This is a genomic window from Streptomyces sp. NPDC107581, from assembly GCF_055657175.1.
Genome location: NZ_JBVKBH010000005.1, coordinates 357,897 through 373,737 on the forward strand (window position 1 = coordinate 357,897; position 15,841 = coordinate 373,737).

Consider the following 15,841-nt stretch of genomic DNA (forward strand, 5'->3'; position numbering starts at 1 on the left):
CTGCGGCTATAGCTACGGCTACGGCTACGGCTACGGCTACGGGATGACCTGACCGGTGCGAGGCGACGGCAACGGCACCTCCGGCCGAGGCGCCCGGGCACGGCGAAGGCGTCCGGACCGGCCTGTGCGGGCCGGTCCGGACGCCTTCAGGGGGTGGATCAGACGAGGTCGAACCGGTCGAGGTTCATGACCTTGCCGAACGCGGCGGCGAAGTCCTTCGCGAACTTCTCCGCGGCGTCGTCGGAGGCGTACACCTCGGCGAGCGCGCGCAGCTCGGAGTTCGAGCCGAAGACCAGGTCGGCACGGGTGCCGGTCCACTTCACCTCGCCCGTGGCCACGTCACGGCCCTCGAAGGCGGTCTGGTCCTCGGACGTCGACTTCCACGTCGTGCCCAGGTCGAGCAGGTTGGCGAAGAAGTCGTTCGTGAGCGTGCCGGGCCGGTCGGTGAGGACACCGTGCTGCGAGCCCTGGTGGTTGGTCCCGAGGACGCGCAGGCCGCCGACGAGGGCGGTCATCTCGGGGGCGCTCAGGGTGAGCAGGTTGGCCTTGTCGAGCAGCAGGTACTCGGCCGGCAGGCGGTTGCCCTTGCCGACGTAGTTGCGGAAGCCGTCGGCGACCGGCTCCAGCGCCGCGAAGGACTCGGCGTCGGTGTGCTCGTCGGTCGCGTCGACACGGCCCGGGGTGAAGGGCACCTCGACCGCGTGGCCGCCGTCCTTGGCGGCCTTCTCCACGGCCGCGACACCGCCGAGGACGATGAGGTCGGCCAGCGAGACCTTCTTGGCTCCGGAGGAGGCGTTGAACTCCTGCTGGATGCCCTCGACGACGCGCAGCACCTGGGCCAGCTCGTCGGGCTGGTTGACCTCCCAGCCGCGCTGCGGCTGCAGGCGGATCCGGGCGCCGTTGGCACCGCCGCGCTTGTCGCCGCCGCGGAAGGTGGACGCGGACGCCCACGCGGCGGAGACCAGCTGGGACACGGTCAGGCCGGAGTCGAGCAGCTTGGCCTTCAGGGAGGCGATGTCCGCGCCGTCGATCAGCTCGCCCTCGCGCTCGGGCAGCGGGTCCTGCCACAGCAGCGTCTCCTGCGGGACCTCCGGACCGAGGTACAGCGACTTCGGGCCCATGTCACGGTGGGTGAGCTTGTACCAGGCGCGGGCGAAGGCGTCCGCGAACTCCTCCGGGTTCTCGTAGAACCGGCGGGAGATCGGCTCGTAGATCGGGTCGAACTTCAGCGAGAGGTCGGTGGTGAGCATCGTCGGGCGCTGCTTCTTCGACGGGTCGAAGGCGTCCGGAACGATCTCCGGGGCGTCCTTCGCCACCCACTGGTGGGCGCCGGCCGGGCTCTGGGTGAGCTCGTAGTCGTACTCGAAGAGGTTCTTGAAGAACCCGTTGCTCCACTGGGTCGGGGAGGTGGTCCAGGTGACCTCCAGGCCACTGGTGATGGCGTCCTTGCCCACGCCCGTGCCGTAGGCGCTCCGCCAGCCGAGGCCCAGCTGCTCCATCGGGGCGGCCTCGGGGTCGGGGCCGACGTTGTCCGCCGGGCCGGCGCCATGCGTCTTGCCGAAGGTGTGACCGCCGGCGATCAGGGCGACCGTCTCCTCGTCGTTCATCGCCATGCGGCGGAACGTCTCACGGATGTCGCGGGCCGCGGCGATCGGGTCCGGGTTGCCGTTGGGGCCCTCCGGGTTGACGTAGATGAGGCCCATCTGGACCGCGCCGAGCGGGTTCTCCAGCTCGCGGTCGCCGGTGTAGCGCTGGTCGTCCAGCCAGGTGGTCTCAGGACCCCAGTAGACGTCCTCCTCCGCCTCCCACACGTCCTCGCGGCCGCCACCGAAGCCGAAGGTCTTGAAGCCCATCGTCTCCAGGGCGACGTTGCCGGTCAGGATCATGAGGTCGGCCCAGGAGATGCTCTGGCCGTACTTCTTCTTGACCGGCCACAGCAGGCGGCGGGCCTTGTCGAGGCTGGCGTTGTCCGGCCAGCTGTTGAGCGGGGCGAAGCGCTGCTGGCCGGCGCCGGCGCCGCCGCGGCCGTCGCTGATGCGGTAGGTGCCCGCGCTGTGCCAGGCCATGCGGATCATCAGCGGGCCGTAGTTGCCGAAGTCGGCGGGCCACCAGTCCTGCGAGGTGGTCAGCACCTCGGCGATGTCCCGCTTCACGGTGGCGAGGTCGAGGGCCTTGAACGCCTCGGCATAGTCGAAGTCCTCGCCCAGGGGGTTGGCCACGGCGGGGTTCTTGGCAAGGATCCTCAGGTTGAGCCGGTCCGGCCACCACTGGCGGTTGCCACCGCCCTGGGTCGGGTGCGCGGCACGCCCGTGCGCGACGGGGCAGCCACCGCTCCCCTCCTCCGACTTCGCGTCTGCGACGATCGCGTCGTGGTTCTCAGTCATGGCAATCCTTCCGAACGGGACGGAACTCGGTGCTCAGAAACTGCGGCCGGTGGAACAGTCGGGGCAGGTGCCCCAGTAGACGACCTCGGCCTCGTCGATGGAGAAGCCACGGTCGTCGGACGCGGTCAGGCAGGGCGCCTCCCCGACCGCGCAGTCGACGTCGGCGACGGCACCACACGACCGGCACACGACGTGGTGGTGGTTGTCGCCGACGCGTCCTTCGAACCGGGCGGGGCTGCCGGCCGGTTCGATACGGCGTATGAGGCCCGCCGCGGTGAGCGCGTGCAGGGCCTCGTAGACGGCTTGCAGGGAAATGTGGCCCACGCGGTCGCGGACCCCGGAGGCGATCGCCTCGACGCCGAGGTGGTCACCGTCCCGGACGGTCTCCAGCAGCGCGACGCGGGCCGCCGTCACGCGCAGGCCGGCACCGCGCAGCTCCTCGGCGGTGGTCGGAGTCTGGGAGGCGGTCATGCCGCCGAACCTACCCTCATAAACACGAGAGATTCAAGAAAACGAACCATGCAATTCTGGCCTCGTGTCGCGGGCCGGTGTTTGCCTCTGCGTAGCTTCGCGGCTTCGTAGCCTTACCCGGCCCGGGCATGGTCCTACCCGCTCGCGTCCGGCTCCACCGGCCCGTGCGCGGCCGCCCCGGACCGGCGTGGCTGCGACCGGGGGGCGGAGACGTGGTTTCGGCCGGGAGGGGCCGAGGCGTTGTCTCGGCCGAGGCGCGGAGGCATGGTTTCGGCCGGCGGGGCGGAGGCACGGCTGCGGCCGGCGGGGCGCAGGGCGGGACCGGGGCGTGCGCAGGCACGGAAGCATCATGTGCCGGCACGTCCCGCCCCGGCCGCGCGCCGGGCCGAAGGATCCTGCGAACGGGTGAGCGCTCGGCTCCGCGACCGGTGCGGTCAGCCGCGGTGCGCGTCCCTCGCGTACCGCGCGGCCAGGGCGTGGAAGGCCTCCTTGGGTTCCCAGTGCCAGCCGGCGGCAGGGTCGTACGGGCGGTTCTCGATGGGCTTGGTGATGGCGTAGCTCGCCATGTCGAGGTCGTGGCGGGGATCGCCGGGCCGGTGCGGTGCGTCGGGGGTGACGAACTCGAACGCCATGGCCGCGTACAGGCCCATCGAGGAGAAGACGTCGACGAGCCGCGTGAGGTAGGCGGCCTGGGTGCGTTCGCTGCGCACCAGGTCGCCCTTGATCTCCTCGGGATCCTTGTCGTGGTCGACGACGTTCCAGCCCATGCCGGCCGTCTCGGGCGCGCCGACGTAGGCGCAGGTGCCGAACTCGGTGATCGCCAGCGGCTTGCCCCAGCGCAGGTGACCGCGCAGCTCCCGTACGTAGTCGGCGCGGCGGGGGAAGTACGAGTAGTAGTCGATGCCGACGATGTCGAAGAGCCGCCAGTCGACCCGGTCGTCCTGGGCGGCCGCATAGCTGAGCCGGCCGCGGAAGACGGACCGGCCGACCGCCGCCGCCCTGGCCGTGAAGCGGTCCAGGCGGCGCTGCATCGCGACGGGGTCGACCTTGCCGTCCAGCAGGTTCTGCACACGTTCGAGGACCGTGTCGCCCGGGACGATGCCCGGCACGAACAGCCAGAACTCGCAGCCCACGCTGAGATCGACGCTCGCACCCTGGCGGCGCAGCCGTTCCGCGAAGCGGCCGGTCTCGGCGAGGTGCTCCAGGATGTCCCGTTCGGGCACGTCGCCCAGGGTCGGCTGGAGCCAGATGTGCAGGCCCCGCTCCGCGGCCTCGGCGGCGGTGGCCGTCAGCCGCTCCACGCCGTCGCCGGTGACGTCCACGGTGTCGGCGTGCAGGTCGTCGCGGATCACGCGGATGTCCCGGCGCATCCGGGCGGCACGGAAGCCGGTGGCCGGCGTGGAGCCCTCGCCGACGGTGTAGACGACGCCTCGGTGGCGCAGTCCGTGCCGCGGTTCGGCCGCCCGGGCCGTGCCTGCCGGCAGCAGCACGGCGAGCCCGGCGCACGCCGTCCCGGCCAGGAACTGTGCACGGCCGATCCCGTCGGTCCGGTGCGTGTCGGGCCGGTGCATGGGGTCATGGGTCTTCTGCATACGGCCACCCTGGCGCCACCGGTCCCGCCCGCGCCGTCCCCCGATGGTCTACGGCACAGGGCCGAAGGAAGCGGATCGGGCGGCGAAAGTCGCGGCTGCCGGGGTGGCCGGCCCGGCCGGGAGCGCGCTTCGCACCTCCATGGGCCAGAACGGCGCCGGCCCCGGCCCTCGGCGGACCACCGTGCGGGAGCGGTGAACTGCCTTATGGACAGGGCGCGTTCACCCCTGCGAACGTCACCTCCGCCCGACTCCACCCACGGTCCGGCCGGTCAACAGGTCCCGTCACTCGTACGGGTGCATCACGTCGGGCCATCCGTGGCATACCGGGTACTGCGTCGTTCGGCAGCAGTGTGATGTTTGCACCAGGACGTGATTGAGAAGGTGCGAACGGGCAACGCTCCCCTTCATGCCCCACGCGAAACTCCAGCGGCAGGTGATTGGATGACCACGGCGACGACCCGGGCGACCCGGACGCCGCCCACACGGACCGGCACGGGCACCGCTTCGGCCCGGTCCTCCCCGCCCGCCGCGCTGCCCTCGCTGCCGTCCCTCACCGGGCTGCGGTGGATGGCGGCCCTGCTGGTGTTCGGACTGCACGTCAACAACTTCGGCTACTTCGGAGGCGGCGCCGGCCGCATCGTGCTGTGGGGATTCGGCGCCGGCGCCACGGGCGTGTCGTTCTTCTTCGTGCTGTCCGGTTTCGTGCTGACCTGGTCCGCGCGGCCCCACGACCGCGCGCTCGCGTTCTGGCGCCGGCGTATCGCGCGGATCTACCCGGTGCACCTGGTCACCCTGGCCGTCGCGCTCCTCATGACGTACACGCTGGCCCACCAGGGGAACCCCACGCCCAGACAGACGCTGGCCAACGTGCTGCTGCTGCACTCCTGGTGGCGTCCCTGGTGGCAGACGCTGAACCCGGTCAGCTGGTCGCTCGCGTGCGAGGCGTTCTTCTACGCCTCCTTCCCGCTGCTGATCCTGCTGCTGCGCCGGCTCGGCGCCCGGGGCTCCACCGCGCTGGGCGGGGTGTCGGTCGCGGCGGTCCTGGTGCTGGCCTGGGCCGACGCCCACCAGTGGATGACCCAGTCGGTGTACTCCTTCCCGGCCGCCCGGCTCCCCGAGTTCGTCCTGGGCGCCGTGACGGCCCGGTTGGTGCTGCTCGGCCGGTGGCGCGGGCCCGGACTGGAGGCGTCGATGGCCCTGGCGATCATCGGCTACTTCCTGGTCCCGCAGGTCACGCCCGGGTACTCCGCCACGGTCTGCACCCTCGCCGGGTTCACCCTGCTCATTCCGGCGGCGGCCGTCGCGGATCTGCACGGGCTGCCGTCCCTGTGGCGGCATCGGCGGCTCGTACGTCTGGGCGAACTGTCGTTCGCCTTCTACATGATCCATCTGCTGGTCCTGCGCGCGGGCACGAACCTGCTGGGCACCAAGCCGCACTTCGGTGTCCTTGCGGGTGTGACGGTCACCGTCGTCGCCTTCAGCGTGTCCCTGGGTCTGTCCTGGGTGCTGTTCGAGGCGGTGGAGCGTCCGGCACGACGGCTGCTGCTGCGCCACCGCCGGAGCGGCGGCGGGTCCGCCCGGCAGCTGGAGTCGGTGCCCTCCAGCCGGGAGGCTCCCGCCCCGCCCCCCGACCGATCCGGTCAGGGCGCGTGATCCACGGGCTCGTCGCGGCCCGGCGGCCGCCGGTTCATCTGGTCCCCGGCCATCGCCAGCAGCGCGGCGTGCGTCTCCGCGTCGGCGGCCACGATCAGTCCGCCCGCACCCGTGTGCACAGGCCCGCCGTCGATGCCGGTCACCGTGCAGCCGGCGGCCCGGCACAGGGCGATCCCGGCCGAGAAGTGCACGCTGTCGCGCAGGTCGCCGTCGGTGACGTACGCCGCCCGGCGGCCGGCCGCCACCCAGGCGACCGCGAGGGTGGTGGAGACCACCCGGGGCCGGAACCGCTTGGCGAATCCCGGATCGGCCAGGAGCCGGACGGCACGGAAGCCGGGAGCGTTCGGGAACGGCGGGTCGAGGTTGACATCCACCAGCGCGGAGTCCGGCGAGGGCGCCAGCTCCTCGTCCGTGCCGTCGAGACGGACCCGGGCCCGGTGCCCGTCGGTCCAGAACACCTCGCCGCTGAACGGGTCGGCCGTCGCGGCCGCGGTGACCTCGTCGCCCACCCGCAGGGCCACGTTCACCCCCACCAGCATGTTCCCCACCGCGTAGTTGAGGGTCCCGCACAGCGGGTCGACCAGCCATCGGCGCCGCTCCTCGCCGCTGCCGGTGCTGCCGCTCTCCTCCCCCGTCACGGCGTCGCCGGGCCGCGCCTCGCGCAGCAGTTCGACGATGGTCCTCTCGGCCGCGAGGTCGGCCGCCGTCGCGAAGTCACCGGCGGCCTTCTCGAAGCGGGTGAGCGATCCCCCGTACATCTCCCGCACCACGTCCGCGCCCGCCCGGGCGGCCCTCAGGGCCAGCTGGGCGTCGGACTCCCCGTCGGACAGTTCCCCGTTGATGATCGACATACAGGCAGGGTAGGTTCCGGGCCCGCCCGGCGGCGGACCCGGCTGGGCTACGGCCTGCGGGCCTGGCCGGTCGGGGTGAGAGACAGGGTCTGCTCGGCCGCGGTGCGCCCGCCTCCGACGGAACTGCCGCTCCTGTCCGTCCAGTTGCGTGGCGCGGTGGTCTCGACGCGGCGGTCCGGGGTCCCGGACAGGGCGAGCACCAGGCCGCTGTAGCGGTTGACGAGACGGTAGGTGCCACTGCCGGCGGCGCTGCGGATCACGAACCACTGCTGGCCGACCGAAGGCCCGTCCGCCGGTGCCTTGGTGACGGTGGGCCTGGTTCCCCAGGCGCGGCCGCTGGTGGCGGCTGAGTCGACGCCCAGCAGACGGCCGCTGGCGGCATTGGCGAGGGTGAAGGCGCCGTCGCCGGTGGGGGTGAAGGTCCAGGCCTGGCGGGCCGAGCCGCTGGGAGAGGTGAGGGACGTCGTGGCGGAGCCGCCGGAGGCCTGGGCGAGGACGCGTCCCGAGCCGCTCGCGATGCGGTAGCGGCGGGTGGTGTCCATCGGCGGGGCGGCGGGCCGGGCGGAGTCGACGGTGACGTCGACGTATTCGCCGGAGGCGTCGTGGGAGCAGCCGAAGGAGCAGTAGGAGCGGAAGGTCTTCCCGACGACGGAGGAGCCGGTCCGGCCGGCGGGGTCGAGGAACCAGCGGTACCAGGAGGCGTTCGTGTAGCCGCCGGTGTCGCCGATGAGACGCCACTTCTGGGAGGCCAGGTCGTCGGTGGCATAGAAGTACTGCGGTGAGTTGCCGCTCTGGTCGACGGCCTGCGGTTCGCCGATGTACAGGCCGAGGTAGGCGTCGTAGGTGATGTTCATGACGAACAGCGGCGAGGTCGGGGGCATGGTGCCGGCCGCGATCTGCTCGGCGGCGGTGCCGGTGTTGGCCGGGTCGTACTCGTCCGCGACCGGGGTGTAGCCGGTGGGGTGGGCTGTGTCGACGGGCACGATGTTGCTCTCCCGGCCGCCGGTGCCGGGCTGGGACCAGGTGCCGTCGTACCACTTGCGCCAGGATCCGGGCGCCATCTTCGCGGAGATCGGGGCGCGGGCCACGTGCTCGTAGAACGCCTTCCAGCTGCCGTTCTTGTCCACGATCCGGGAGCCGTAGTAGACGTAGAAGTAGCCGGAGGCGGTGTCCACGAAGAGGCGCTGGTCGCCGTCGCCGTAGGAGTACGTCTGGTGCGGGAAGGCCGTTGTGTCGCCGCGCTCGGTGCTGTACGGGGACGTGAGCACGTGGTCCTTGATGGTCCAGGTGCGGCCCCGGTCGGTGGAGACGGCGTAGTCGATGGCGTCGTAGTGCAGTCCGTCGCCGAAAGGCTGCGGGGTGAACTCGTTGTGCACCAGGCCGTACCAGTCACCGGTGTCGGGGTCGACCCAGACACCGGACAGGTCGCAGTAGTTCTTCTGTGCGTAGCCCGAGCCGGCCGGCGGATAGGTCGCCTCGCGTCCGGTCGGGCTGTTGTTGCACCGCCAGGTGGTGTCGTCGTTGCGGTCGTCGGCGTTGGCGGGGTCGGCGGCCTTGCTCAACGTCTTGTCGAAGGTGGCGCTGTCGAAGTCCTTGCCGGTGTAGAAGTCCCAGGTCCGCGGGTCCGTGGCGCCGTAGAGCGCGGCGGACTGCTGGTAGTGGAAGGTGCCGTCCCGGTCGATGTAGGGGGTGGCCGGGGTGTCGGTGGGGTGGGTGAACGGTACGGGTGTCCCCACGCTCACGCGGTATGCCGCGTCGGCGGCCGAAGAGACGGCGGAGGACCGAGAGACGGCTGAGGGCGAAGAGACGGCGGAGGGCGAAGAGACGGCGGGTGCCGGGGGGACGGCGCAGGCCGGGGCCGCGGTGGCGCCGCCCAGGGCCAGGGCGACGGCCGCGGCCGTGGCGCCGCCTGCTCTGCTCAAGAGTCGCACGGGTGCTCCTTGGTGCCGAAGGGCCGGTTGCACCCGAACGATCCGGCCCCGCGGTTTCCCCCGGCAATGGACTCCCCTGCTCCGCCTCTTGCACTTTCGCGGCGCGACGCCGCCTCTTCCGGACCGGGACAACGAGCGAGGACGAGTCCGCGTCGCGCAACGAGGCCGGCCCCCGGCCACGAGCGTGGTCGAGGGCCTTCCTCGTGTCTGCGCCGGACCCGGCACCGGGCTGGCGCCCGGCCGGGTTCAGCGCTCGGCCACGAAGACGTGCGCGGCGCTCTGCGTGGGCAGTTCGGCGGCCTCCCCGCCGCTGCCGACCGTGACGCCGCCGGGCGACGAGGTCACACTCACGACCGCGCCGGGCCGCACCCCGGCGTGTCGCAGGATGTGCATCAGCCGGTGGTCGGTCTGGATCGGCTCCCCGATCCGCCGTACGACCGCGCTCGCGCCGTTCGGCCCCGGCCTGAGGTCGCGGAGGCTGACCGTGCTCTCGCCGGGGAACGGATCCACGGCGCTCTGCTCGCCCAGCTCCTCCAGGCCCGGGATCGGGTTGCCGTAGGGCGAGTGCGTCGGGTGCCGCAGCAGTTGCAGGACGCGGCGTTCGACGGCCTCGCTCATCACGTGCTCCCAACGGCAGGCCTCGGCGTGGACCTGCTCCCACTCCAGGCCGATCACGTCGACGAGCAGGCACTCCGCGAGCCGGTGCTTGCGCATCACGCGCGTGGCCAGCCCGCGGCCGTGGTCGGTCAGCTCCAGGTGCCGGTCGTCGGCGACGTGCAGCAGACCGTCGCGCTCCATGCGGGCCACCGTCTGGCTGACGGTGGGGCCGCTCTGGTTCAGGTGCTCGGCGATGCGGGCGCGCAGGGGGACCACGCCTTCCTCCTCGAGCTCCAGGACGGTGCGGAGGTACATCTCCGTGGTGTCGATGAGTGAAGACATGCTGTTCGTCAGGCGGGGGTCTCGGCGGTGGCGGTCAGGACCGCGCGGCCGAGGATGTGGCCGGCCATGGTGAAGCCGAGGACGGCCGGGGTGGCGTCGGCCGCGACGCCGACGGACTCGACGCCGAGGGCGTGCACCACGACGAAGTAGCGGTGGGGGCCGTGCCCGGCCGGCGGGGCGGCACCGATGAAGCGGGCCGCGCGGGCGTCGTTGGGCAGCTGGAAGGCGCCCTCGGGCAGGCCGGAGCCGGTGTCGTCGCCGGCGCCCTCGGGCAGAGCGGTGACGGTGGCGGGGATGTCGGCGACCGCCCAGTGCCAGAACCCGGAGCCGGTGGGGGCGTCGGGGTCGTAGACGGTGACGGCGTAGCTCAAGGTGCCTTCCGGGGCACCGCTCCAGGACAGCTGCGGGGAGACGTCCTTGCCGCCGGGGACGCCGAAGATGCCGGAGTGCTGCTCGGGCGGCCAGGCGGCGCCGTCGGTGACCGTGGTGCTGGTGACGGTGAAGGAGGCCGCCTCGGGGAGGCGGGCGAAGGGGTCGTTGGCGCTCATCGCGTCGTTCCTTTCAGGCCGTGCTGTGGGGTGGCGGTGATGCGGCCGGCACGGGGCCCGCAGTGTCACGGGGAAGCATCGCCGTTGCCTTTCATCGACCGCCCGGATCGACCATAACACTAATAATCGATTATTCGCAGGATCGTCTATGGTGGATCCATGACGCAGACGGCCCACACCTCAGCCTCGTCGGGGAAGCAGATGCTCTCCGAGCAGGTCTACGCACACCTGCGGGACGCGATCATGCGCGGGGACTACGCCCCCGGTGACGCCCTCAAACCGCAGGACCTCGCCAGGGAACAGGGCGTGAGCCTGGCCGTCGTGCGCGAGGCGCTCGTGCGGGTGGTCGGCGAGGGCCTCGCCGACCGGCTGCCCAACCGCGGCTTCGCCGTCCCGGCCTTCTCCGACCGCCGCTGGCAGGAGATCGCGGAGGCCCGCCGGACCATCGAACCGGTCTTGCTGCGCATGTCCATCGAGCGCGGCGATGTCGACTGGGAGGCCCGCGTACGAGCCGCCCACCACCGACTGGCCCGCACCCCGGCGTACGTGCCGGAGGAGGGCGAGTACTACAGCGGCGCATGGGCCGAAGCGCACCGGGTCTTCCACCGCACCCTGCTGGAGGGGTGCGGCAACCCGGTCCTGCTGGAGACCTTCGACCGGATGTGGACCGCGAGCGAGCTGGCTCGCCGCTGGTCGGCGCACCGCGTCCCCGACCGGGACAGCGTCGGCGAGCACCGCCGGCTGGAGGAGGCGGCGCTGGCCCGCGACGCCGACACCGCGGCCGCGGTACTGGCCCGGCACCTCACCATGACCGCGGCCGGACTGACCGGCCGCACCCACGACGGACCCGCGGAGCAAGCCTGATGCGCCCCGCCGGGCCGGCCGCGCCGGTGGCCTCCGGCGTGCGGTAGGACAGGCGCCCGACCGCGACACGTCCCTGCCGGCCGCCCGCGCGGCTCAGTCCGTACCGTCGGGGGCGGACAGCGGTACGTCCCAGGCCAGTTGACGGATCAACGCGTCGTCCGGGCGCCGGTCGCCGGGAGGTGCGGAGGCGTCGCGCGAAGGGGTGTGCGTGCCGCGGGAGATGCCGCCGCTGACGGTGATGTTGTGCTCCACGCGCGGACGGCGGTACTGCTCGTGGACGGCGAAGGCGGAGTGCGGATCGGGGGCGTCCCGCAGGGACTTGGCGAGGACGACGGCGTCCTCCAGCGCCATCGAGGCTCCCTGCCCGGTGGCCGGGGAGGCCACGTGGGCCGCGTCGCCGACGAGGAGGACGCGGCCCTTCCGCCATGCGGTGCCGAGCGGCATCTCGGTGGCGTTGGTCGCCATGATGCGGTCGGCGCAGGCCGCGACGATGTCGGCCGCGGGGGTGGAGTCCTTGCGCAGCAGAGAGACGAGCTCGTCGCGCCGGTCGGCGGCCTCGCGGTACACCGAACCGCCGGCCGGCAGCGGCTCTCCCCCGACGCGGGCGAACCAGTAGGTCTCCCCCGTCGGCGAGAGCGCACAGCCGAAGGCGGACTCGCCGCCGCGCACCATGGTGATGACGCCGGTGGCGTCGGTGACGGGAGCGTCGTCCGCGTAGCCGTAGAAGACGCGCTGGCCCGCGTAGCGGGGCTGTGGCGCGGGCCCGAAGACGTGCCGGCGCACGGTGGAGTTCAGGCCGTCCGCGCCGATGAGGAGGTCCGCGGCGGCGCTGCTCCCGTCGGCGAAGCGGGCGGTGACACCGTCGGGGCCGTTGGTCACGGACACCAGCCGGGCGCCGTGGCGCACGGGTATCCCGCGCCGGGCGGCCTCCGCCTGCAGGGACGAGTTCAGCTCGCCGCGGCGCAGACAGCGAAAGCGCAGGGCAGGGTCGTCCGCCTCGCCCAGCGGCGCCCGGGTCACTTCGGCACCCTGGCTGTCGAGCAGGCGCAGCGACGTCAGCGGAAAACCGATGGCCGTGACGGCGTCCGTGGCGTCGAGCTGGGCGAGGGCCCGCATGCCGTTGCTCGCCAGGGTCAGGAAGGCGCCCAGGTCCTCGGCCGCGTCGGGATGCGCCTCGAAGACCGTGACGTCGAGACCCGCCTTGTGCAGGCCCAGCGCTGCCGCCGTGCCCGCGATTCCGCCGCCGATCACCATGACGCTCGTCGCCGCCATCGCTGTCACTCTCCGCTCCCGCCGTCGGTGTTGACCGCATCCGTCTGGCAGGCCGTCCGTCCGCGATCGGGCACACGGACCCGGCGCACCACCATGACGACCTCCAGGACTCCTGGGCCGCGGTGAAGCACTCCGGCCTCCCCGCAGTGTCCTTCCCCGGGGCGGGGGGATTCGAGCAGGGCGGCGGAGACGACTTTCGATCGGCTCGACGAGCCGGACCACGTCGTGGACGTGGTCAACGGCCGTGACTACCTGCCCAGTTGGGCGCGGCCCGGACGACCGTAGGTGTCCAGGAGCGCGGGGTGGGCCGTTCCGCGCAGCACCGGGTCGAGCTTCCATGATCGGGCGAGGACGGGTCCTGACTGTCCGGCTGTCGGCGCTTGCACCGCAGCTACGAGCGCAGGCCCGAACGCTTCCTCGCCTTCACAGCGATCGCCACCAGCCTCATCAACTGCCGCCGACTCACCAAGTGAAACGACGTCCAAGAGGACAGGGGGGACCGAATGACCGGTTTGGTCGATGCTCACGCGCACTCGTCACCGACCGGTACATCGACGAGGCGAAGGCAGCCGGGCACGCGCGACCCGATGGGATGGACGCCTGGCCGCAGTGGACGGTGTTGGCGGCGGTGATCGCCACCGAGATCGGCAGTCCGTCGCGGTCCGCGATGAGGTGGTTCTTCGTCCCGCTCTTGCCACGGTCGGTCGGATTCGGTCCCGTCAGCTGCTCCCTTCGAGGGCATGGACGCTGAAGGAGTCGATCCCGCACCGAGACCGGTCCGACTCGCCGGCGGCACCGAGTTCGTCAAGGATCACGCGGTGGAGGCGGGCCCAGACGCGGGCCTGGGACCACTGGGTGAAACGGCGGTGGACCGTCGGCCAGGCACCGGGCCGAACACCGGAGGCAACTGCCCAGGGTGCACCCCGTCGTCGCCACGAACACGACCGCCGCCAGCACCTCACGATCCCCGGCCGGCGCCGGCCGCCGCCCTGCGGGCGTATGACCACGCTCTCTGGCACCACCCGCCGGAACACCCACGACTCCTCCGGGACCAACCGCTCGATCAAGACCGTCATGGGCAGCACAACGACACAACGGCCCAACGGCCCAACGGCCCAACGGCCCAACGGAGACGATGTCTTACCAGGCCGGGCGGGGGTCCCGGAGCTCCGACGGGGTCTGCTCGGGCAGTTGCTGGTGCATGTCAGTGCGCAGCAGCGTCCCGGGGTCCGGCGGGTACTGCTCGGTCGGCGGTGCAGGCTGGTGGAACCGCTCCGTGCGCGGCAACGGCACCTCGACCAGCTTGCCGTCGTGCAGCATCCACAGGCCAAAGCAGTCGTCGTCCTGGTCGCGGATCAGCACCTGCACTCCGCCCGGATGCGGCCAAGGCAGTGCCTCCAGATCCTTGAGGAGCCCGGATCGTCCACGCGCCTTGTCGAACTCGATCGCCCAGCCGTAGCCGAAGCCGCCCTCCTGGGCCCGCACCGGTTCGAACCGCCCCCGCCAACTGCGCCCGGGTTCCTCTCGGGTCAGCGGTTCCATCACGTCGTCACAGTAGGGGGCCAGCACGATGACGTCCGCGGCTCTGCTCATGGCGAGATGGGACCACGCACCGTGCCCGACCGGCAACTTGCGCTACCAACGCAAGTCTGAGCACTTCCCCGTCTTCGCTACCAGCCTCATGAATCTCCGTCGTCTCACCAAGTGAAACGACGTACTGTCGGACGCTACTCGAACCGTAACGGCCCTTTCACTGTTCTGCATCAACGGTTCCACTGACTGGCACACCGAGGATCGGAGGACGTCGAGCGAGGCTGTCGAGCGAGTCCCGTTTCGCGCGACACGGCACCGTGATCACTCTGTGCCCGAGCGCATCGACTCCGGCCTTCCCTTCCGGCGCTTCCTCATTGCGGTGGTGGTCCCGGCCGCCATCTCATTCCTGTTCCGCTGAATGGCATTGGCGGTGCTACTCGGTGGTCCGCCTCTCTACCGTCGGGGAAAGCCATCGGCTCCGACATCGGGCGTGCTGTCACCAGCACAATGCCCACCGACTGCTGGAGCGGCTCGCAACTCCGCGAGCGGACGCGTCGCTGCCCGAAGGCCGACATGAAGGAGGCTTTGACGATGGCCCACTGGGAGGTCACCTTTCCCTTCCCCACCCGCAGCGGCGGAGAGGGAATACACGTTTTCACCTACCCCTTTGATCAATACCCCGAGGCAACCGCCGTGGGGATCGCGGCCGCCACGGACTTCGCCAGCCCCGAACCGGTCCGGCACCGGGGAGGCATACCCCACCGGGTTCACCCGCGACCGTGGTCCGCGATCCGGACATGTGTCCGCGGTACGCCATGCCCGGCAGGTGAGCCGTTGCCATCGGCCGCCCCTCGCAGGAGCCGTTGCCATCTGCCGCTCCTCGCAAGAGCCGTAGCCATCTGCTGTCCCTCGCAGGAAAGGGCGGCACTTCGCCTCATTGACGCTTGCCGGCCTTGGCGGCGCCGTCGTCGCAGCCGCCCACGCCGTGGACGAGTTGCCTGAACATCGTCGTGGCCGGCGCCCCGGCCCGGGCGAGCCCGTCCGCCCGGTCGGCTCCGCAGGAGTGCCGGGCGGCTACGCGGCGAGCTGCCCGTACATGGTGGCCACGTCCGCGGACAGGGCGCCCTTGGCCCAGCGGGTGAGGTCGTCGCCCAGCACCTCGTAGGCCCCCGCCTCGACACCGTCGAGCGCGGCCACCGCGATGTCGTGGGCGTCCGTCTTCGGGGCCTGGATGCCCGCCGTCATGTCCGTGTCGACGTACCCCATGTGCAGGCCGGTGACGTCGATGCCGCGGGGGCGCAGCTCCAGGCGCAGGCCGTTGGTCTGGGACCACATCGCCGCCTTGGTGGAGCTGTAGCCGCTGCCGTCGGAGAGCCAGGAGAGCACGGAGTGGACGTTGAGGATGTGTCCGCCGCCGTTGCGCTCGATGACCGGCGCGAAGGCGCGGGTGAGCAGGAGCGGGCCGAAGTAGTTGATCTCGAATTCCCGGCGGATGGCGTCGAGCGGCGCGTCGAGCAGACGGGCGCCGGTGGCCACCCCGGCGTTGTTGATCAGCACGGTGACGTCCTGTGCGCGCTCGGCCACGGCCGCGACGGAGGCGGGATCGGTGACCTCCAGGGCCAGCGGTACGGCGTCGGGATGGGTGACGGCGTGCGGGTCGCGGGCGCTGGCGTAGACCTTGGCGGCGCCGCGGGCGTACAGCTCCTCCACCAGCGACTTCCCGAGGCCGCGGCTGCCGCCGGTGACGAGGGCCACGGAGTTCGCGAGTGCGGTCATGACAGTCTCCAGACAGATGATGAAACC

At 71.7% G+C, this 15,841-nt stretch carries 12 protein-coding genes and 2 pseudogenes; 3 read left to right on the plus strand and 11 right to left on the minus strand.

All coding sequences use genetic code 11. The features are described from left to right. Window positions 1-158: 158 nt before the first annotated feature. From katG to ACZ7P3_RS14940, 3 genes are all read right to left on the minus strand, one after another. Window positions 159-2,384 (minus strand): catalase/peroxidase HPI, encoded by a 2,226-nt coding sequence (gene katG / locus ACZ7P3_RS14930; protein WP_472081526.1) that lies wholly within the window; start codon window positions 2,382-2,384, stop codon window positions 159-161. Between the two features lie 33 nt (window positions 2,385-2,417). Then, the gene (locus ACZ7P3_RS14935) at window positions 2,418-2,855 is read right to left on the minus strand and encodes a Fur family transcriptional regulator (protein ID WP_472081528.1); all 438 of its coding nucleotides are present in this window, start codon (window positions 2,853-2,855) and stop codon (window positions 2,418-2,420) included. A 434-nt stretch (window positions 2,856-3,289) separates the two neighbouring features. Next, on the minus strand, window positions 3,290-4,447 hold the full coding sequence (locus ACZ7P3_RS14940) for an abortive phage infection protein (RefSeq protein WP_472081530.1): 1,158 nt from the start codon (window positions 4,445-4,447) through the stop codon (window positions 3,290-3,292). A 441-nt stretch (window positions 4,448-4,888) separates the two neighbouring features. Here ACZ7P3_RS14940 and ACZ7P3_RS14945 point away from each other — a divergent pair, with 441 nt between their 5' ends. Continuing rightward, window positions 4,889-6,100 (plus strand): acyltransferase family protein, encoded by a 1,212-nt coding sequence (locus ACZ7P3_RS14945; protein WP_472081531.1) that lies wholly within the window; start codon window positions 4,889-4,891, stop codon window positions 6,098-6,100. Here the strand turns inward: ACZ7P3_RS14945 and ACZ7P3_RS14950 are convergent. From ACZ7P3_RS14950 to ACZ7P3_RS14965, 4 genes are all read right to left on the minus strand, one after another. After that, entirely contained in the window at window positions 6,088-6,951 is an 864-nt protein-coding gene (locus ACZ7P3_RS14950) for an inositol monophosphatase family protein (protein WP_472081533.1), read from the minus strand. The genes ACZ7P3_RS14945 and ACZ7P3_RS14950 overlap by 13 nt on opposite strands. Before the next feature lie 47 nt (window positions 6,952-6,998). Continuing rightward, window positions 6,999-8,882, minus strand: a complete 1,884-nt coding sequence (locus ACZ7P3_RS14955; protein WP_472081535.1) for an RICIN domain-containing protein — start codon at window positions 8,880-8,882, stop codon at window positions 6,999-7,001. Window positions 8,883-9,128: 246 nt separating this feature from the next. Continuing rightward, window positions 9,129-9,821, minus strand: coding sequence for a metal-dependent transcriptional regulator (locus tag ACZ7P3_RS14960; protein ID WP_472081537.1), 693 nt, complete (start codon window positions 9,819-9,821; stop codon window positions 9,129-9,131). An 8-nt stretch (window positions 9,822-9,829) separates the two neighbouring features. Then, the gene (locus tag ACZ7P3_RS14965) at window positions 9,830-10,369 is read right to left on the minus strand and encodes a YbhB/YbcL family Raf kinase inhibitor-like protein (RefSeq protein ID WP_472081539.1); all 540 of its coding nucleotides are present in this window, start codon (window positions 10,367-10,369) and stop codon (window positions 9,830-9,832) included. A gap of 159 nt (window positions 10,370-10,528) precedes the next feature. On the opposite strand from ACZ7P3_RS14965, the gene ACZ7P3_RS14970 reads away from it, so the two are divergent. Further along, the gene (locus ACZ7P3_RS14970; protein ID WP_472081541.1) at window positions 10,529-11,233 is read left to right on the plus strand and encodes a GntR family transcriptional regulator; all 705 of its coding nucleotides are present in this window, start codon (window positions 10,529-10,531) and stop codon (window positions 11,231-11,233) included. Window positions 11,234-11,326: 93 nt separating this feature from the next. Here the strand turns inward: ACZ7P3_RS14970 and ACZ7P3_RS14975 are convergent, their stop codons facing one another. Beyond that, window positions 11,327-12,505, minus strand: a complete 1,179-nt coding sequence (locus ACZ7P3_RS14975) for an FAD-dependent oxidoreductase (RefSeq protein ID WP_472081543.1) — start codon at window positions 12,503-12,505, stop codon at window positions 11,327-11,329. Window positions 12,506-12,867: 362 nt separating this feature from the next. Here ACZ7P3_RS14975 and ACZ7P3_RS14980 point away from each other — a divergent pair. Then, window positions 12,868-12,978 (plus strand): annotated as a pseudogene (locus ACZ7P3_RS14980) (IS5/IS1182 family transposase); the annotation flags it as partial. A 25-nt stretch (window positions 12,979-13,003) separates the two neighbouring features. On the opposite strand, the pseudogene ACZ7P3_RS14985 reads toward ACZ7P3_RS14980, so the two are convergent. The 3 genes and pseudogenes from ACZ7P3_RS14985 to ACZ7P3_RS14995 all read right to left on the minus strand — a co-directional run. Next, a pseudogene (locus ACZ7P3_RS14985) lies at window positions 13,004-13,581 on the minus strand (transposase); the annotation flags it as partial. 64 nt (window positions 13,582-13,645) lie between these two features. Next, the gene (locus ACZ7P3_RS14990) at window positions 13,646-14,098 is read right to left on the minus strand and encodes a hypothetical protein (RefSeq protein WP_472081545.1); all 453 of its coding nucleotides are present in this window, start codon (window positions 14,096-14,098) and stop codon (window positions 13,646-13,648) included. 1,014 nt (window positions 14,099-15,112) lie between these two features. Continuing rightward, window positions 15,113-15,814, minus strand: coding sequence for an SDR family oxidoreductase (locus tag ACZ7P3_RS14995; RefSeq protein WP_472081547.1), 702 nt, complete (start codon window positions 15,812-15,814; stop codon window positions 15,113-15,115). Between the last annotated feature and the right edge of the window lie 27 nt (window positions 15,815-15,841).